The sequence below is a fragment of the Thioalkalivibrio sp. ALJ4 genome, from assembly GCF_000377225.1.
Lineage (GTDB): Bacteria > Pseudomonadota > Gammaproteobacteria > Ectothiorhodospirales > Ectothiorhodospiraceae > Thioalkalivibrio.
Genome location: NZ_KB897917.1, coordinates 550,497 through 568,750, shown reverse-complemented (window position 1 = coordinate 568,750; position 18,254 = coordinate 550,497). Strand labels below are relative to the sequence as shown.

Here is an 18,254-nt window from a genome sequence, read left to right as displayed (position 1 = left end):
GGACGTTACGTTACTGCTATACCTGTAACATGGATTTTCCGGATACCAACTGGCAACTGCTCATCCTCGCCTTTCAGAGTGGGCAGAACTCGACCCGGGTTCGGCTCTGGCGCGCGCTGAAGGCGCTGGGCGCCGCTACGCTGCGCGACGGGGTCTACTTGCTGCCCAATCGCTCGGATCTGCGCGACGCTCTGCTGGAACTGGCGGAATCCGCCCGGGCGGCGGGCAACCAGGCCTACCACCTGCCGGTGGCGGCCAGCGCCGAGGAGCAGGCGCATTACCGCAGCCTGTTCGACCGCGAGGCCGAGTACCGCACGCTGCAGACCAGCGCCGAAACCCTCCTGGGCCAGCTGCCTGGGCTGGGCGAGGCCGAACTGCTCAAGCGCCTGCGCCAGGTCCATCGCGAGGCGGAGCAGCTGCGCCGCACGGACTACTTCCCGGGCCCCGGGCGCGGGCCACTGGAGGCCCAGCTGGCCCGGCTCGAATCCGCGGCCCAGTCGATGCTTTCGCCGGACGAACCTTCACCCGCACCGGATTCCGGAATCCCCCGGCTGGACTTGGCGGACTACCGGGGCCGGCTGTGGGCCACGCGCGCGGCCATGTGGGTGGACCGGGTCGCCAGTGCCTGGCTGATCCGCGAATTCATCGACCCGGAAGCCCGCTTCGTCTGGATTCCCACCCCGGCCGACTGCCCGACCGAGGCCCTGGGCTTCGACTTCGACGGGGCCGCCTTCACCCACGTCGGCGACCGCGTCACGTTCGAGGTACTGCTGGCCGCCTTCGGCCTGGAGCGCGACAGCGGTCTGGCCGGGCTCGCCGAGATGGTGCATTTCCTGGATGTCGGGGGCCGCCCCATCCCCGAGGCGGCGGGCTTCGAAAGCATCCTGACCGGGGCCAAACAGCAGTGCACGGACGACGATGCCCTGCTGGCCCGGGTAACACCGGTGCTGCACGACCTCCGCCAGGCCTTTGAGCAACAATCCGGACGCGACCCCAGATGACCGATCCCCGACACTCCTCGACACAACGACCCGACCCGCCCACTCGGGCCGAGGCCTTTCGCTACTGGCTGAAGCTCGGCTTCATCAGTTTTGGCGGTGCCGCCGGGCAGATCGGGATGATGCACGAGGAACTGGTGGAGCGCCGACGCTGGGTCTCCGAGAACCGCTTTCTGCATGCGCTGAACTACACGATGGTGCTGCCGGGGCCCGAGGCGCAGCAGCTGGCGACCTATCTCGGCTGGCTGCTGCACGGCACCTTCGGCGGCCTGATGGCCGGGCTGCTGTTTATCCTGCCTTCGCTGTTCCTGATGATCGGTTTGTCCTGGGTGTACCTGGCCTTTGGCGATGTGCCGGCGGTGGAGGCCGTGTTCTATGGCATCAAGCCGGCGGTGGTCGCGATCATCGTCTACGCGGGCTGGCGCATCGGCGGACGGGTACTCAACAATGGCCTGCTGTGGTTGATGGCGATCGCGGCCTTCCTGGCCATCTTCGCGCTCAATATCCCGTTTCCGTACATCATCATTGCCGCCGGCATCCTCGGCTGGCTGGGCAGCCGTGTGTGGCCGGAGCGCTTTCGTGGCGGCGAATCCCACGGTGAGGGCGCCCACGAGGCCCGCGGCCCGGCGGTGGTGGACGACGACACGCCGCCCGCCCCCTGGATGCAGTTTCGCTGGCTGCGGGTCGTCCGATTTCTGGTGGTGGGTCTGGGCCTGTGGGCCGCCGTATTCGGCGCGTTGCTCGCGGTGTTCGGCTGGGACGCCACGCTGACCCGAATGGGGCAGTTCTTCACCCAGACCGCGCTGGTCACCTTCGGCGGGGCGTATGCGGTACTGCCCTATGTCTATCAGGGCGGGGTGGAGACCTATGGCTGGCTGAGCCCGACGCAGATGATCGACGGGATCGCGCTGGGCGAGGGCACGCCCGGGCCGCTCATCATGGTGGTCACCTTTGTTGGCTTCATCGGTGGCTGGACGCAGGCCTTTCTCGGGCCGGATCAAGTCGTTCTGGCCGCCCTGCTGGGTGCGCTGGTCGCGACCTTCTTTACCTTCCTGCCGTCGTTCCTGTTCATCCTGGTCGGCGCACCGCTGGTCGAGCGCACCCGCGGGGACCTGCACTTTACCGGGCCGCTGACGGGCATCACCGCTGCGGTGGTCGGGGTGATCGTCAATCTCGCGGTCTTCTTTACCTGGCACGTCTTGTGGCCGGACGGATTCGAGGGGGCCTTCGAATGGTTCTCCGCGCTGCTGGGCATCGCTGCCTTTATCGCCCTTGCCCGCTTTCGGGTCGGGATCATCCCGCTGATCGCTGTCTGTGCCGCCCTCGGTGCGGGGTATCAGCTTCTGCTCTAGGAGTACCTGACATGCTGAAACAAGGACGAAAAGGGGGCCTGTCGGTCCTGGCCCTGGCGGCATTCGCGCTGGGTCCGGCTCTTGCGGCCAGCGAGACCCCGATCCTGCCAGAACCCGAGGCCGTCTCGGATCATGCCCATGCCTGGATCGGGCCGTACGGCGGGCCGGACACCGAGAACCAGGGGTTTCGCATGAACCTCGGCTACGTGGTCGGCGAAGATGCTGTGGCCGTGATCGATTCCGGCCATACCCCGGAGATGGCCAAAGAGATGCTGGAGCATATCCGCGCCACGACGGACAAGCCGGTGCGCTACATGATCAACACCAACTCACAGCCGCACCGCTTCATGGGCAATGACGTCTTCCGCGAGGCGGGAGCCGACATCCTGGCCGCTCCCGAGGCCATCGACCGCATGCAGGGCAGCGCCTCGATGTTCGCCATGCAGCTCGAGAACGCGCTCGATCGACCGGAAGGCTCCGCCGAACATCCCGAACCACCGAACGTGATGGTCGAAGATCGCGAGGAACTGGACCTGGGCGGTGTCACGCTGACGGTTCGTCATGTGGGCAGCGCACACACCCACGGCAGCCTGATCGCGGTGGTCGAGCCCGACAACGTCGTGTTTGCCGGCGACGTTCTCTACGGCGGCCGTCTGCTGGCCATCCTGCCCGACGGCAGCATGGAGGGCTGGCTGGAGGCCTACGAACTCCTGCAGGATGAGTACGCAGATGCGAAATTCATCCCGGGCCACGGGAAACCGGGCGCACTGTCGACCTTCGACCACGCAACCCACGATTACCTGCGCGCGCTGTGGGACCACATGTTTGAGGCGGCGGACATGGGCACCGACATGCAATCGGCCATCCGCTCCTTCGATGCTTCGCCCTGGCAGGACCTGGCCGATTTCGACGACCTGGCGCCACGCAACGCGAATCTGGCCTACCAAGAGGCCGAAAGCGCGCTGTTCTAGTTGGGGCTGGATCTTGCCTTCCTCCGGGACCGAGTGCCCGGGGGAAGTCATGACGCTATCAGACGACGCGGCCTTCGAGTTGCGCGTCCGGATCCCGGTGCAGGGTGGTCAGGTTGGCCACGGTGGTGTCGGCGATGTTGGTAAGCGCCTCGTGGGTCAGGAATGCCTGGTGGCCGGTGACCAGCACATCGTCGCGCTGCATCAGCCGCGCCAGACGCCGGTCCGGCAGACCGGCCAGCGACCAGTCGTGGAAGAACAGCCCCGCCTCGGCCTCGTAGACGTCCAGCGCAAATCCGCCCAGCTGACCCGAGTCCAGCGCGACCTCGGCGGCATTGGTATCCACCAGCGCCCCGCGCGCGGTATTGATCAGAAAGGCCCCGCGCGGCATCCGCGCCAGGGTGTCGGCATTGATCATGTGCCGGTTCTCCGGCGTCATCGGACAGCTCAGGCTCAGCACCCAGGACTCGGCCAGCAGCGTATCCAGGTCCCGATACTCCACCCCCGCCGCCTGCAGTTCCGCATTCGGGTAGGGGTCGTGCGCGAGGACGCGGCAGCCAAAGCCGAGCATGATCCGCGCGAAGGCCTGGCCGATGCGTCCAGTGCCGACCACCCCCACGGTGCGCCCGACGAGATCGAAGCCTGTCAGGTGGTCAAGGCGAAAATCGCCGCGCCGAGTCCGGTCCCAGGCCCGGTGCACCTGACGGTTCAGGGTCATCAGCAGGGCGACCGCATGCTCCGCGATCGCGTTCGGCGAGTAGGCCGGCACCCGCCCCACGCGCACCCCGCGCTCGCGGGCCCGCGCGACATCCAGGTTGTCGTAGCCGGAGCAGCGCAGCGCCACCACATGGACACCCTGGTCCGCCAGCCCGTCGATCACCCGCCGGTGCAGGTCGTCGTTGGTGAACACGCAGACCGCATCCGCGCCCCGCGCCAGGTGCACCGTCTCCGCAGTCAGGCGCTCGGCGTACACCACCGGCACCATTCCGGCGGACACCAGAGCGGGTACCAGGGACTCGCGATCATGCTGCTGGATACTAAAGACGGCGACCTTCATCGGTTCTCCCGGGTGTTGTCTGGATTCCGTCCCAGCATAACCGGGAAGGGGCCCCTTCGGGATGGATCACGATCCAGGGTTGGCGCACTATAATTTCAGCCACGGTCGCCCATCGAACGAAGGTCGATGCAGGTTGCGGCGAGCGTTCGAGGATGACCCATGCACGTGATCGCACCACAAGTCGTGGATACGCTGATCCGCCTGCTGGCCGGCGACGGCTACGAGGTGGTGGGTCCGACGCGGCGCGACGGGGCGATCGTCTACGATCGCGTGCACGGTCTCGACGACCTGCCGGCGGGCTGGACCGACGAGCACGCCCCCGGCCACTACCGCCTGCGCGCGCGTGACGACGCGGCCCTGTTCGGCTATGTGGTCGGGCCGCACTCCTGGAAGAAGCACCTGTTCCCGCCCGAGGAGACCCTGTTCCGGCTGACCCGTCAGCCGGACGGCAGCTTCGTGACCGAGCCGGGCGAGCCGGCACCGCCCCGGCGCGCGTTCATCGGCATGCGTGCCTGCGAGCTGGCGGCGATCGGCGTGCAGGACCGGGTGTTCCTCGGCCAGGTGGTGCAGGATCGCGGCTATGCGGCGCGGCGTCGGGACGTGTTCATGGTCGCGGCCCACTGCGCCGAGCCCGGCGGCACCTGCTTCTGCGCCTCGATGGACACCGGGCCGCGCGCGCGGGAGGGCTTCGACCTGGCCCTGACCGAGGTGATCGACGGCGCCACGCACTTCCTGGTCGTCGAGGCCGGGAGCGAGGCGGGACGCGCGATGTTCGAGCGGCTGGAACCGCGCCCCGCCAGCGCTGCCGAACAGGCGGCGGCCGAACGCGTCTGGGCCGAGGCCCCAGACAAGATGGGCCGGCAGATGCCGGGCGACGCGCGCGAGGTGCTGAACCGGGCCTTCGAGCACCCGCGCTGGGAGGAGACGGCCGAGCGCTGCCTGTCCTGCTCCAACTGTACGCTGGTCTGCCCCACCTGCTTCTGCTCGCAGGTCGAGGAGGTGCCCGATCTGGAGGGCCAGCGCACCGAGCGCGTGCGGCGCTGGGATTCCTGTTTCAACCAGGAGCACTCGCACCTGGTCGGCGGGCCGCACCGCGACTCGGTGGCCGCGCGCTACCGCCAGTGGATCACCCACAAGCTGGCCACCTGGCACGACCAGTTCGGCACTTCCGGCTGCGTCGGCTGCGGACGCTGCATCACCTGGTGCCCGGTGGGGATCGACATCACCGAGGAGGTGACCGCGGTGCGCCGTGATGCGGGGGACTCGCCATGAAGGAACTGCTGGCCATCCTCGAACAGCAGCCGTTCTTCGAGGACTTCGACCCGATGCATCTGCGCCTGCTGGCGGCCTGCGCCGCGAAGCTCAGCTACCCGGCGGACACGCGGCTGATGCGCGACCACGAGCCGACGGAGACCTTCTGGCTGATCCGCGAGGGCCAGGTCGCGCTGGAGAGCCCGCTGCGCGAAGGCTGCGTGACCTTTCAGACCCTGGGGCCCGGGGACATCCTCGGCTGGTCGTGGCTGCTGCCGCCGTATCGTGCCAGTTACGACGCCCGCGCCCTGACCGAGCTGCATACCCTGCGCTTTGATGCCGGCGTGCTGCGCGAACACATGGAGGCCGATCCGGCCTTCGGCTACATGCTGATGAAACACTTCTCCGCGCTGATCGTGCAGCGGCTGCAGGCCGCGCGATTGCAGGCGCTGGACATCTACAGCCACGGAGGGCCCGGGCATGGCACCTGAGACCCTGCAGCCCCGCACCGACAGCGCCCTGCCGGAACAGGCGATGGCGCCGCAGCCCTGGCGCATCCGTTCGGTGCGGCCGGATGTCGCCAGCAACGAGGTGTTCAGCTGGACGCTGTACCCCGAACCGGGGGTGGAGCCGGGGCCGCTGCCGACCCCCGGGCAGTTCAACATGCTCTACCTGTTCGGCGTGGGCGAGGTGCCGATCTCGGTGTCCGCGATCACCGCGGACGGCGGCATCGTGCACACCACCCGCGCGGTGGGTAGCGTGACCCGCACGATGCAGGATCTGGGGCCTGGCGCGGTGGTCGGCCTGCGCGGCCCGTTCGGTACCGCGTGGCCGGTGGAGCAGGCCCGAGGCCGCGACCTGGTGCTGGTTGCCGGCGGCATCGGTCTGGCCCCGCTGCGGCCGGTGATCCATGCGGCGCTCGAACGGCGCGCGGACTTCGGCCGGGTGGTGGTCTGCTACGGCGCGCGTGCCCCGGGGGACATGATCTTCCGCGACGAGCTGGATGCCTGGGCCGCGCGCGACGATCTCGACCTGCGCATTACCGTAGACCGCGGCACCGCCGCATGGCGCGGCGATGTTGGCGTGGTCACCCAGCTCGTTGATCGCGGCGGCTTCGACCGCCGCAACACGCTGGCGATGACCTGCGGCCCGGAGGTGATGATGCGCTTCGCCGCCGCCGCGCTGGAGCGCCGCGGGCTGAAGCCGGAAGACATCTTTGTCTCCATGGAGCGCAACATGCGCTGTGCGGTGGGCTTTTGCGGGCACTGCCAGATCGGGTCGCAGTTCGTCTGCCGCGACGGACCCGTGTTTCCCTACCCGGTGATGGAGCCGGCCTTCCGGATACGCGAGCTATGAGACGGGAACAACCCACCCTGGCGGTGTTCAAGTTCGCCTCCTGCGATGGCTGCCAACTCTCGCTGCTCGACTGCGAGGACGAGCTGCTGGCGGTGACCGACCGGATTCAGCTCGCACACTTTCCCGAGGCCACGCGCACTCGCATCGACGGGCCCTGGGACCTGACGCTGGTGGAGGGCTCGATCACCACGCCGGAGGCGGCCAAGGAGATCCGCGAGATCCGCCGGGCCTCGAAGTTCCTGGTGACCATCGGCGCCTGCGCCACCACCGGCGGCATCCAGGCCCTGCGCAATTTCGCGGACGTCGAGGAATTTACCCGCCAGGTCTACGCCCACCCGGAATACATCGAGACCCTGGCCACCTCGGATGCGATCAGCCAGCACGTGCCGGTGGACTTCGAACTGCGCGGCTGCCCGATCGACAAGTACCAGCTGCTGGAGGTCATCAGCGCGTTCCTCTACGGCCGCCGCCCGCAGGTCTCCAGCGCCAGCGTCTGCGAGGAGTGCAAGCGGGCGGGGCAGGTCTGCGTGATGGTCGCCCACGGCACGCCGTGCCTCGGCCCGGTCACCCACGCCGGTTGCGGCGCGCTGTGCCCCGGCTGTCACCGCGGCTGCTACGGCTGCTTTGGCCCCAAGGAGACCCCGAACGCGCCCGGCCTGTCCGGGCAGCTGGAGGCCCTCGGCATGGAGCGCGCCACCCGCGTGCGCTTCTACCGCACCTTCAATGCCGGCGCCGACGCCTTCCGCGAGGAGAGCGAGCGCGAAGAATCAGGAAACGGACCATGAGCGAGACCCGCACCATCGAAGTCGACTACCTCGCCCGCGTGGAGGGCGAGGGCGCGATGTACGTGCGCACCGAGGGCGACCGCGTGGAGGAGGTGAAGCTGTCGATCTTCGAGGCCCCGCGCTTCTTCGAGGGCTTCCTGCGCGGGCGCGACTTCCGCGAGGCCCCGGACATCACCGCGCGCATCTGCGGCATCTGCCCGATCGCCTACCAGCTGGGCGCCTCGCTGGCGATGGAGGACGTCTGCGGCGTGACCGTGGACGGCGTGCTGCAGGACCTGCGCCGGCTGGCCTACTGCGGCGAATGGATCGAGAGCCACGCCCTGCATGTGTTCATGCTCCACCTGCCGGACTTCCTTGGCTATCCCGACGCGGTCACCGCCGCGAAGGACCACCCCGACATGGTGCGCAACGGCCTGCGCATCAAGAAGATCGGCAACTCCATCCTGCGCCTTTTGGGCGGGCGCGAGATCCACCCGGTCAACCTGCGGGTGGGCGGCTTTTACCGCACCCCGACCCCGGACGAGGTACGCGGCCTGCGCGACGAACTCGCCTGGGGCCTGGAGGCTGCCGGCGAGGTCGCCGAATTCCTCGCCACCCTCGACTACCCGAACCTGGAGCGCGACTACGAGTTCGTTTCGCTGGTACACCCGGACGAATACCCGATCACCCACGGCCGGTTCGGCTCGAGCAGTGGTCTGGACGCCGTCATCCGCGACTACGACGACGTCTTCACCGAGGAGCACGTGGCCCACTCCAACGCCCTGCACAGCCACCGCTCCGACAGTGGCGAACCGGTGTTCATGGGCCCGCTGGCGCGCTTCGCGCTGAACCGCGAACGTCTTACCCCGCGCGCCGCCGAACTGGCCGGGCGCGCCGGGCTGGGCGCGGCCTGCCGCAACCCGTTTCGCAGCATCCAGGTGCGCATGCTCGAGATCGTGCTCGCCTTCGAGGAGGCCCTGCGTCTGGTCGACGGCTACCGGGCCGCACCGGCCCAACCCGCGCTGCCGGTCACCCCGCGCGCCGGCACCGGCTTCGGCGCCACCGAGGCCCCGCGCGGCATCTGCTACCACCGCTACCGCATCGACGACGCAGGCATCATCACCGACGCCAAGATCGTCCCGCCCACCTCGGTCAACCAGCCCACCATCGAGGCCGACCTGCGCGAACTGGTGCAGACCCACCTCCACCTGCCGGACGACGAACTGCGCCACCACTGCGAGGTCGCCATCCGCAACTACGACCCCTGCATCTCCTGCGCCACCCACTTCCTCGACCTCACCGTCGAGCGCCAGTGAGCGGGGGCATGGATCGCGCGCACAAGGGGCCGCTGGTCATCGGCATCGGCAACCCCTGGCGCGGCGACGACGGCATCGGCCACGCGGTGGTGGACGCGCTGGTCGACACCCCGGGCCTCGCCACCGCGAAAAGCCACGGCGAACCCGCCGAACTGATGGAGCTGTGGCAGGGCCATGATCCGGTGATCCTCGTGGACGCCATCGTCACCGGCGCCGCCCCCGGCACACTCCACCGCCTGGACGCCCGCGAGCCGCTGCCGCGCGGCGCCCGCTACTCCTCCCACGGCATCGGCCTCGCCGAGGCCGTCGAATTGGCCCGCTCCCTGGGCGAGCTTCCGGACACCCTCATCGTCCACGGCATCGAACCGACGTACCTCAAGGACGCCGCCGATCTCTCGCACGAGGTCCGCGAGTCCATTGCCTCAGCCGTCTCCCGAATCACCGACGACCTCGCGGCGGCCATGCACGGGCAACCTCCGTGCACCAACAGAGCAGGGTCACAGCACTCGAACTGATTGAACGTGCTGGCGAAAGACGCGATATGGAGACCGCTCAGGACCTTGGAGGGCCGGCTATGGTGGCCAAATGGCGGGTCAAGGTGACCTGCCGGCGACAGTCTGGAGCCCGGGGCGCTGTCAGCGTCCCTCGAACGCGGCGAGGATTTCGGCCTCCAGCAGGGATTCATCGCCGCTGTGGCGAGGGGAGAAGTGGAACGGGATGACCCGCCGCGCACCGGCCTCGCGGGCCAGCTGACCCGCCTGACGCGCGGTCAGATGGGCCGTGGTGGCGGCACGCTGTCCCGCGGCGTGGAGGAACGGGGCCTCGATGTAGAACAGGTCCGCGTCCCGGGCCAGTTCCACAATGGCGCGGCGGTTGGCCTCGTGGAAGGCGACATCGGTCACGTAGGCGATCTTCTGCCCGCGAGTCTCTTGCAGTACCTCCCGGCGCAGGCGCCCGAGCGGGAGTTCGCGCCGGTGCTCGCCGTGGCGGTCGTGCCAGGCGACCTCCACCAGGGTGTCGTCCGCCGCCTCCTCCCGCACCAGGCGCTTCAGGTGCGCGAGCCACGGACCGGTCGGCAGGCCGAGGGCCTCGAGTCGGTTGCGCCAGACGTTGATGTGGGTCTTCTCCTCCAGCACAAAACCGAGACAGGGGATGCCGTGATCCAGGTATGCCGCACGGATGCGGAAGCCGGGTTCGTCGAGCAGTACGCCATCGTCGGGTGCCGGCGGAGTGGCATCCTCGCGGCGAAAGCTGTCGCCGGAACGAAACCGTGCGCGGGCATGGCGACCATCGGCGCCGAACTCGGTTACCTCGAACACCAGTTCGGTCGCGTAGTGGTGCAGCAGATTCCAGGTGTAACCCTGCAGGTGGTGGCCGGCACGTTCGATCAGACCCGGCGGTCCGTACAGCCGCAGGTGCGCATCGCGGCCCAGTAGCAGCCGTAACAGGGTGTCGAAGCCGATGAAATGGTCCATATGGGCATGCGAGACGAACACGTCCGACAGGCGCAGGACCCGGCGCGGAGGCAGGCGACTCATCTCGCCAAGGTCGAACAACAGCGCGCGGCGCTGGAACAGGCAGTCGATATAGAGCGCCGGGTCGCCGCAGGGTCCGTTGACCAGATGGGGGTGGAACAGTGGCGTCACCAGCGAACCCCCTCGCGAATGGCCCCGACATGGCCTTCGGGGCCTTTTGCTCCAGTGTCGCAGGAACCGCTAACCGGACGAACCGGGGTTGGAGTTCGGCAACCGGCTGAACGGGGACGAGAATGCACAGCCACGACGACGTTCAGGCGCTTGGAGGCGCGGTTTCGGCGTTGCAATGGGGCTCCACGATGCCCTGCGAACGAGAGGCCGGACCCGGGCTCACGGGCCTGGCAGGCGGTAGCCCAAGAGGATCCGCCAGCACAACGGAACCGCAGCATCGGGCGCGCCCGTTTTCGTCAACAACGGGCGGCCGGGCGCCTGCTGGCAATGGCTTGTGGGGTTGGCACCCCAGGTTTCCCTAATGGTGTGCGGAAACCGCAGCCGCAAACTCGCCGCAAAGCTCGTGGGTGGCCGAGTGGGAAATGTCTCCGAGGGACAGCATGCCCACCATCCGCTTGTCCTTGTTCATAACCGGCAGACGGCGGATCTGGCGCTCTTCCATAAGGTGTACGGCGTGTTCGAGGTCATCGTCCTCGAAGCAGTAGATGACCCCCGCTGTCATGACATCACGCGCCGTTAGGGACGCCATCTCTTTGCCCTCGGCGATGCCACGGCAGACGATGTCACGATCGGTCAGCATGCCGATCAGGCGATCGTTCTCGCCAATCGGGACTGCGCCAATATCCTTCTCGCGCAGGAGCTTTGCGATTTCGATGATGGACGTATCCGGAGCGCACCACTCCACTCCGCGGTGCATGGCTGATTTGATGTCCATGGCCCTGACCTCGCTGTATGAGTAATTACTCTTGTATAGCCAAGGCTTAGGGCACTGGCCAGGCGAATAATTTCATCATGCGGGCGAAGCGGAGGAATGGGCTCCGAACGACGAGGTCGATTGAGAAGCCCACAGCCATTCGACCGAGGACGGACCCGGGGGAGACACTGAATTAATCGCGCGTGCCCGCTCGGACGGCTCGGCGCACCCCTCACGACCGCACCAGGACTCCGCGGCGTGAAGCCCCGGGCGGTACTGGCATTCCCTGGCTCAGATGTGACCCAGCGCCTCCATGGCGCGCGCCACCTTGACGAAACCGGCAATGTTGGCACCCACCGTGTAGTTGCCGGGTGCGCCGTACTCCTCGGCCGTCTCGTGGCAGGTCCGGTGGATGTTGGACATGATCTCCTGCAGGCGGGCCTCGGTGTGTTCGAAGGTCCACGAATCCCGGCTGGCGTTTTGCTGCATCTCCAAGGCGCTGGTGGCCACACCGCCGGCGTTGGCCGCCTTGCCGGGCCCGAAGGCGATTCCGGCCTCGCGGAAGGTCTGGATGCCCTCCGGCGTGACCGGCATGTTGGCGCCCTCGGCCACCGCAATGCAGCCGTTCTCGACCAGCGTCTTGGCATTCTTGCCGGTCAGTTCGTTCTGCGTGGCACAGGGCAGGGCCACTTCGCAGGGGATATCCCAGATACAGCCGTTCTCGGTGTACTTCGCGCTCTTCTTGCGCTCGGCATAAGCACTGATCGGGCCACGCTCGCGTTCCTTGATCTGGCGGACCAGCTCCAGGTCCAGACCGTTCTCATCGAGCAGCACCCCACGCGAGTCGGAACAGGCAACCACCCGGGCGCCCAGTTGCTGGGCCTTCTGGGTCGCATAGATGGCCACGTTGCCGGCCCCGGAGATCACCATGCGTTTGCCGTCCAGCGAGTCATTGCGGGCCTTGAGCATGTCCTCGGTGAAGAATACGGCCCCGTAGCCGGTGGCCTCGGTGCGAGCACGGCTGCCGCCCCAGTCCAGACCCTTGCCGGTGAATACGCCGGACTCGAAGCGGTTGGTCAGGCGCTTGTACTGCCCGAACATGTAGCCAACCTCGCGCTGGCCCACACCGATGTCGCCCGCGGGGACGTCTGTGTATTCGCCCAGGTGGCGGTACATCTCGGTCATCAGGCTCTGGCAAAAGCGCATGATCTCCGCGTCGGAGCGGCCCTTGGGGTCGAAGTCGCTGCCACCCTTGCCGCCACCGATCGGCAGTCCGGACAGGGCATTCTTGAACACCTGCGAGAAGCCCAGAAACTTGATGATCCCCAGGTATACCGACGGGTGAAAACGAATGCCTCCCTTGTACGGCCCCAGGGCACTGTTGAACTGCACGCGGAACGCACGATTGATGTGCAGCTCGCCGCGGTCGTCCTGCCAGGGGACACGAAAGATGATCTGGCGCTCGGGCTCGCAGATCCGCTGAATGATCTTCAGCTCGGCGAATTCCGGGTACTTCACCAGGACCGGGCCCAGCGTATCCAGCACGCCGTGTACCGACTGGTGGAACTCCGTCTCGCCCGGGTTGCGGTGCAGGACTTCCTGATAAATGGGTTCAAGCTTCTCGTCGAGACTTCCGTTCATTGGGTCGTATCCTGATGGTCAGATTCACGCGAATTTAGGCGCGGAGCAGCAGGAAAACAATCCCGACCGCCCCATGCCGGGGCTGCGCGGCTGTCGCGCCACCCGCTTGACCGACTCTCGGGCCGATGGGCGTCTGCGGGAACCCTGGAGGCGCCCGTGGGGCGCGGAAGCGGACTCACTCCGAGACGCGGTCCCGTTCGGGCGCGGGCGGGGTCGCGCGGGAGGAGACGCTGAGGGCGGTGACCGTGACGAGGATGAGGGCCATCCCGATGATCTGAACGATTGCCAGGCTTTCGTGCAGGATCACGACCCCGAACAGCGTGGCGGTGACCGGCTCGATCATCGCCACGATAGAGGCCACGGCGGGCGCGGTCGTCCGGAGCCCGTTGATGTAGAACGCGAACGACAGGCCCGCTCCAAACACGCCCAGCGCGGCGAACAGCGGCCAGTCCGTGGTAGTCAGGACTGCGGCCATCTGCGTGTTGTCGCCCGGCAGCATCAGCAGGATCACCAGCACGCCGAAGGCAATCGTAAGGATCGCCTGCGGGCTGCCATGCTGGCCCGCGTACTTGAAGCCAAAAATGAAGATCGCGTAGGACAGGCCCGCCAGCAGGCCGGCACCGGCACCGATGAGCGTCACGCCGCCGGCTCCGGTGTCGTAGATCTGGGTGAGCAGGACGATGCCGACCATGACCATCGCGATGGCCACCAGCTTGAGTGTGGTGGGGGTCTCTAGCTTCAGGGCGAAGGAGATGATGTAGACAAACACAGGGGCGCAATACATCAGCGTGGCCGCGACCGCCACACTGCCATGCGCGATGCTGAGGAAGTAGAACGCGAAGTTGCCGGCCACGCCCAGCCCGGCCACGGCCGACCAGAACCACATCTTGCCGCTACCCAGCCCACTGCCACCCGGACGCCAGGCGAGCCAGATCAGCACGAACAGCAGGCCGATGGCGCCGCGGTAGAACGAGACCACGAAGGCGTCCCAGCCCTCGGCCATCAGGATGCCGCCGATCCCGCCGGACAGCCCCCAGAAGAAGGCTGCCAACACCACCAGTCCCACACCCAGGCCCATTAATCGTTTCCTTTCTTGTTGTACGCAACAGGCCATCAGCGCGTCGGGGCATGGCCGCGATTGATGAAGGACCGGGACGAAGGGATCGGTCCGCGGTTCACAAAGAACGTCCTATGTTGCAGGGCGTCTCGGCGTCTTCGCCAATCGCCCCGTCAGTCGCGGGGCGGGTGAGCCACGGGGAAATCGAACCAGGTCTCGGGGAAGGGCTCGTTGGCCAGCGTGAAATGCCACCACTCCTGGGCGTAGGGCTCGAAGCCCGCTTCCACCATCAGGCGCTGCAGCAGGACGCGGTTCGCGCGCTGCTGTGGTGTGACGTCGGCCGCGTCCGGCCAGGAGCGCGGGCTGAAGCGGTCGAACCCGGTCCCCATGTCCAGCTCGCTGCCGGTTTCGCGATCAACGAGGGTGACATCGACCGTGGAGCCGCGCGAATGGGTGGACTGCTCCGCGATATAGCCGCGCTCGAACAGCTCGTCCTTGGGCACGTTCGGGTAATAGCGCTCCTGCATCTCCGTTGCGTCCGGATCCGCCGCCCAGCGCACGAAATGGTCCACCGCCTGCTGGGGGCGATAACAGTCAAACACCTTGATCCCGAGGCCAAATGGTTCCAGGCGTTCCTGCACCCCGGCCAGCGCCTCGGCAGCGGGGACGGTTAGGATGCAAACCGGCGCCTCGTAGCCGTCAATGGGCTCGCCGACGAAGTTGTCTTCGCCGTAATAGCGGATCTCCTCGACCACCCCCGGCACCACGTCGCTGGCCGCCACGAATCCCGGCGGCCATGACTCATCCGCGCTGGCGGCGATCGGCAAGACCAGGGCCAGACCGGCCAGCCACAGACTCATTAAGCGCATGCACGCCCTCCCTTTTCCCCTAGGCCAGCATACGCCGCCCAGACCATGACACAACCGCCCCACGTGTCTAGCGCTCGCCCTGTCCTTACTCGGAGCGTGTACCGAGCCCGCTCAGACGGCGGCACCGTTACGACGACCCGGAGCCTTCGATTCGGCGGCTCACGCGATCGGCAACCTTGCCGCGAACGACGACCTCGTCGGCGCCCGCCTGGCGGGCGACCTTGAGCATCGCGCCTTCCACGTGCGGGCCGAAGGCCAGGATGGCGGCATCGGGACAGCGTTCGCGCCAGGTGGCCACGGTGTCCACGTCGCGGGCCGCCAGATCGATCACCACCAGATCGGGGCGCTCGGCCCCATCGCCACTGGTGACCGTGGCCCCGGCCGAACGCCAGCGGGATTCGAGGCGCACGCGGGTCATCAGGTCCGGGGTGTCAAGGTGGATATGCATGGTCGTCTCCGGCGGATGGGGTCTGTCACTTGGATGCACAGCCTCGCGCAGGACCGGCAACCGCACCAGAGACGCCATGCGGGGCAGCGAAAATCCAGGCCCAGGAAACATCCGCGCCTGTGCGGTTGAGCGCACCCCCGGGTTGGAGGAAGCTGGGAGACCGACACCGACTGCACTGGCGCACCAAATCCAAGGAGTCGAGATGCACGAGTTTTCGTTGATGGCCGACCTGATGCGCAAGATCGAACAGGTGGCGGCGGACAACAACGCCGAGCGGGTGACCCGGGTGCGGGTGTGGCTGGGCGCGCTGTCGCATATCACGCCGGAACACTTCCGCGAGCACTTCGAGGACGGCACCCGTGGCACGCTGGCCGAGGGCGCGGAGCTGGAGGTGGAGGCCTCCGACGACGAGACCCACCCCGAGGCGCAACAGATCCTGCTGCGGAGCCTGGACGTGGCGTGAACACGCCCGCGACACTTAGCCCAGCGCGGGAGCGCTGGCGCCTGGTCGTCACCGGCCGGGTGCAGGGCGTGGGGTTCCGGCCGTTCGTCGCGGCGCTGGCGCGGCGTCTGTCCCTGGCCGGCACGGTCGGCAACACGCCCGAGGGCGTGGTGATCGAGGCCGAGGGCGACGCGGCCAGCCTGGATGCGTTTCGCGCGGCGCTGGTGCAAGAGGCGCCGGCAGCCGCGCACGTCGATGGCATTTCCGTCGGCCCCGTAAGCCCCACCGGAGCGGCCGGCTTCCGGGTCACCGCAGGGCCGAGCCGGGGCGGTGCCCCCGCCCTGGCCCCGGACCGCGCCCCCTGTCCCGACTGCCTGGCCGAGATCCGCGATCCGACGGCGCGGCGCTATCGCTATCCGTTCACCGCCTGCACGGCCTGCGGCCCGCGCTGGAGCATCGCCACGGCACTGCCCTGGGATCGTGCTCGCACCACCCTTCGCAATTTCCCGCTGTGCCCGGCCTGTCGGGGGGAGTTCGGGAACCCCGGGGATCGGCGCTTCCATGCCGAGGCGATGGCCTGCCCGGACTGCGGGCCCCGGCTCGTGCTGCGCGCGCCGGACGGTACCGAACACGCCACCGGTGATGCGGCACTGGATGCCGCTGTGGCGGCCCTGCGCGCGGGGCAGATCCTGGCCCTGAAGGGCCCGGGCGGGTTCCAGTTGCTGGCAGACGCCACCCGCGAGGAGGCCATCGCCCGCCTGCGCGCGCGCAAGCAGCGCCCGGAAAAGCCGCTGGCGGTACTGCTGCCGGACGGCGACTGGCTGGAACATCTGGCCCATGTATCCGATGTGGAACGGGCGCTGCTGGACAGCCCGGAGGCCCCGATTGTGCTGGTGGATCGCAAGATTGGCGCGCCGCTGGCCGGCAACATTTCCCCGGGGCTGAACCGCCTCGGCCTGATGCGGGCCGCTACACCCCTCCATCAGCTGCTGCTGGACGCGCTGGGCACCCCGCTGGTCTGCACCTCCGGCAACCGCAGCGGCGAACCGCTTTGTATCGACGGCGAGGGGGCGGTGGCCCGGCTGGGCGCGATCGCGGATGCCATCCTCGACCACGACCGGCCGATTGCGCGGCCGCTGGACGACAGCGTGTTCCAGATCGCGGCCGGGCAGCCGCAGTGTCTGCGCCTGGGGCGTGGAGCCATGCCACTGCGCATCCCATTGTCGCTGCCCGGCCCGGTCACGCTGGCGCTGGGCGGCCATCTCAAGAGTGCACCGGCGCTGGCCCTGAACCGCGAGGTCGTGGTCGGCGCCCATGTCGGCGACCTCGACAGCGATTCGGCCCTGCGCCGCCTCGACACCGAGGCCCGCGCGTTGGCCGGGCTCTGCGGCGTGCAGATCGAGCGCATCACCTGCGACCGGCACCCGGACTATGCCTCTACCACACTCGCCGAGCGCCCGGGCGTGCCGGTCTTCCCCGTGCAGCACCACCACGCCCATGCCGCGGCCTGTCTGGCCGAGCACGGGGTGCAGGACCCGGTCCTGGCGCTGGTCTGGGACGGCGCGGGGCTGGGCACGGACGGGGCACTGTGGGGGGGCGAGTGCCTGACCGTGGACGCCGATGGTGACTGGCAGCGCCTGGGCCACCTGCGCCCGTTCCGCCTGCCGGGGGGCGAGGCCGCGATCCGCGAGCCGCGACGCGCGCTGCTGGGGCTGCTGCATGCACACTTCGCGGGCGATACGGCGGCCCTGGCGGCCAGCCCGGCCCGGGCGCTGTTTGGCGATGCCGAGTGGCCACCGCTGCTCCGCGCCCTGGATCGCGGGGTCAACGCGCCCTGGACCAGCAGCGTCGGGCGTCTGTTCGATGCGGTGGCGGCCCTGACCGGGCTGCGCACCGGTGCCGGCTTCGAGGGGCAGGCCGCGATGCTCGTGCAGCAGGCGGCGGAGGCCTCACCGAGAGCAGCGGATGCCCCGGATCTGGTGCTGGATAACGCCATGCCCTGGCAGGCGGACTGGGCCCCGCTGATCGCCGCCCTGCTGGCCGCGCAGGCGGCCGGTGCCACCCCCGGGGCGATCGCCGCACGGCTGCATAGCGCACTGGCGCGGTTCGCGGTCGCGGCTGCCCGGGCGGGCGGGCGCGAGACCGTGGCATTGACCGGCGGATGCTTCCAGAATCGGCATCTACTGCAATGCTGCGTGGCGGCCCTGTGCGACGCCGGCTTTCGCCCGCTGTGGCCACGGGCCGTGCCGCCCAACGATGGCGGACTGGCGCTGGGCCAGGCGGTGGTCGCGCGCCACGCCGCACACCCGGCCCGACCGGAAGGAGGAGACTGACC

18 protein-coding genes are annotated in these 18,254 nt (G+C 68.3%); 11 read left to right on the top strand and 7 right to left on the bottom strand.

The window, feature by feature from the left end:
- The first annotated feature begins 29 nt into the window (after positions 1 to 29).
- The 3 genes from C936_RS0102705 to C936_RS0102695 are packed head-to-tail and all read left to right on the top strand — an operon-like array spanning position 30 to position 3,321.
- Positions 30 to 1,001, top strand: coding sequence for a chromate resistance protein ChrB domain-containing protein (locus tag C936_RS0102705; protein ID WP_018175121.1), 972 nt, complete (start codon positions 30 to 32; stop codon positions 999 to 1,001).
- Positions 998 to 2,350 carry a chromate efflux transporter gene (chrA, locus tag C936_RS0102700; RefSeq protein ID WP_018175120.1) on the top strand — a complete coding sequence of 451 codons (1,353 nt, stop codon included), beginning with the start codon at positions 998 to 1,000 and terminating at the stop codon, positions 2,348 to 2,350. Before C936_RS0102705 ends, chrA begins: the two co-directional genes overlap by 4 nt.
- A gap of 11 nt (positions 2,351 to 2,361) precedes the next feature.
- Entirely contained in the window at positions 2,362 to 3,321 is a 960-nt protein-coding gene (locus tag C936_RS0102695) for an MBL fold metallo-hydrolase (protein ID WP_018175119.1), read from the top strand.
- 58 nt (positions 3,322 to 3,379) lie between these two features.
- Here C936_RS0102695 and C936_RS0102690 read toward each other — a convergent pair whose 3' ends face one another.
- Positions 3,380 to 4,375, bottom strand: coding sequence for a 2-hydroxyacid dehydrogenase (locus tag C936_RS0102690; RefSeq protein ID WP_018649167.1), 996 nt, complete (start codon positions 4,373 to 4,375; stop codon positions 3,380 to 3,382).
- Positions 4,376 to 4,534: 159 nt separating this feature from the next.
- Here C936_RS0102690 and C936_RS0102685 point away from each other — a divergent pair, with 159 nt between their 5' ends.
- Genes C936_RS0102685 through C936_RS0102660 form a run of 6 tightly spaced genes read left to right on the top strand, consistent with a single transcriptional unit; the run spans position 4,535 to position 9,577 of the window.
- A complete protein-coding gene (locus tag C936_RS0102685) occupies positions 4,535 to 5,647 on the top strand; it encodes a sulfite reductase subunit A (RefSeq protein ID WP_018649166.1) in 1,113 nt (370 codons plus the stop codon).
- Positions 5,644 to 6,117 (top strand): cyclic nucleotide-binding domain-containing protein, encoded by a 474-nt coding sequence (locus C936_RS0102680; protein ID WP_018139820.1) that lies wholly within the window; start codon positions 5,644 to 5,646, stop codon positions 6,115 to 6,117. The genes C936_RS0102685 and C936_RS0102680 overlap by 4 nt, the downstream gene beginning before the upstream one ends.
- Entirely contained in the window at positions 6,107 to 6,982 is an 876-nt protein-coding gene (locus C936_RS0102675) for an FAD/NAD(P)-binding protein (RefSeq protein WP_018649165.1), read from the top strand. Before C936_RS0102680 ends, C936_RS0102675 begins: the two co-directional genes overlap by 11 nt.
- Positions 6,979 to 7,767, top strand: a complete 789-nt coding sequence (locus C936_RS0102670) for an oxidoreductase (protein ID WP_018139818.1) — start codon at positions 6,979 to 6,981, stop codon at positions 7,765 to 7,767. Before C936_RS0102675 ends, C936_RS0102670 begins: the two co-directional genes overlap by 4 nt.
- Positions 7,764 to 9,062, top strand: a complete 1,299-nt coding sequence (locus C936_RS0102665; protein WP_018649164.1) for a Ni/Fe hydrogenase subunit alpha — start codon at positions 7,764 to 7,766, stop codon at positions 9,060 to 9,062. The genes C936_RS0102670 and C936_RS0102665 overlap by 4 nt, the downstream gene beginning before the upstream one ends.
- Before the next feature lie 8 nt (positions 9,063 to 9,070).
- Positions 9,071 to 9,577, top strand: a complete 507-nt coding sequence (locus C936_RS0102660) for a hydrogenase maturation protease (RefSeq protein ID WP_018139816.1) — start codon at positions 9,071 to 9,073, stop codon at positions 9,575 to 9,577.
- Positions 9,578 to 9,697: 120 nt separating this feature from the next.
- Here C936_RS0102660 and C936_RS0102655 read toward each other — a convergent pair whose 3' ends face one another.
- The 6 genes from C936_RS0102655 to C936_RS0102630 form a co-directional block, all read right to left on the bottom strand.
- Entirely contained in the window at positions 9,698 to 10,708 is a 1,011-nt protein-coding gene (locus C936_RS0102655; RefSeq protein WP_018649163.1) for an MBL fold metallo-hydrolase, read from the bottom strand.
- Between the two features lie 358 nt (positions 10,709 to 11,066).
- Positions 11,067 to 11,483 (bottom strand): CBS domain-containing protein, encoded by a 417-nt coding sequence (locus C936_RS0102650; RefSeq protein ID WP_018139814.1) that lies wholly within the window; start codon positions 11,481 to 11,483, stop codon positions 11,067 to 11,069.
- 270 nt (positions 11,484 to 11,753) lie between these two features.
- Positions 11,754 to 13,103 carry an NADP-specific glutamate dehydrogenase gene (gene gdhA, locus C936_RS0102645; protein WP_018175114.1) on the bottom strand — a complete coding sequence of 450 codons (1,350 nt, stop codon included), beginning with the start codon at positions 13,101 to 13,103 and terminating at the stop codon, positions 11,754 to 11,756.
- A 175-nt stretch (positions 13,104 to 13,278) separates the two neighbouring features.
- Complete coding sequence (locus tag C936_RS0102640; RefSeq protein WP_018649162.1) at positions 13,279 to 14,181, bottom strand: DMT family transporter; 903 nt, start codon at positions 14,179 to 14,181, stop codon at positions 13,279 to 13,281.
- A gap of 152 nt (positions 14,182 to 14,333) precedes the next feature.
- Positions 14,334 to 15,020 carry a M15 family metallopeptidase gene (locus tag C936_RS0102635; RefSeq protein ID WP_018175112.1) on the bottom strand — a complete coding sequence of 229 codons (687 nt, stop codon included), beginning with the start codon at positions 15,018 to 15,020 and terminating at the stop codon, positions 14,334 to 14,336.
- Positions 15,021 to 15,156: 136 nt separating this feature from the next.
- Positions 15,157 to 15,477: a hypothetical protein gene (locus C936_RS0102630; RefSeq protein ID WP_018175111.1), complete on the bottom strand. Its 321-nt coding sequence runs from the start codon at positions 15,475 to 15,477 to the stop codon at positions 15,157 to 15,159.
- 202 nt (positions 15,478 to 15,679) lie between these two features.
- On the opposite strand from C936_RS0102630, the gene C936_RS0102625 reads away from it, so the two are divergent.
- Both C936_RS0102625 and hypF read left to right on the top strand, forming a co-directional pair.
- Positions 15,680 to 15,940, top strand: a complete 261-nt coding sequence (locus tag C936_RS0102625; RefSeq protein ID WP_018175110.1) for a hydrogenase maturation nickel metallochaperone HypA — start codon at positions 15,680 to 15,682, stop codon at positions 15,938 to 15,940.
- Entirely contained in the window at positions 15,937 to 18,252 is a 2,316-nt protein-coding gene (gene hypF / locus C936_RS0102620) for a carbamoyltransferase HypF (RefSeq protein WP_018862863.1), read from the top strand. The genes C936_RS0102625 and hypF overlap by 4 nt, the downstream gene beginning before the upstream one ends.
- The last annotated feature ends 2 nt before the right edge of the window (positions 18,253 to 18,254 follow it).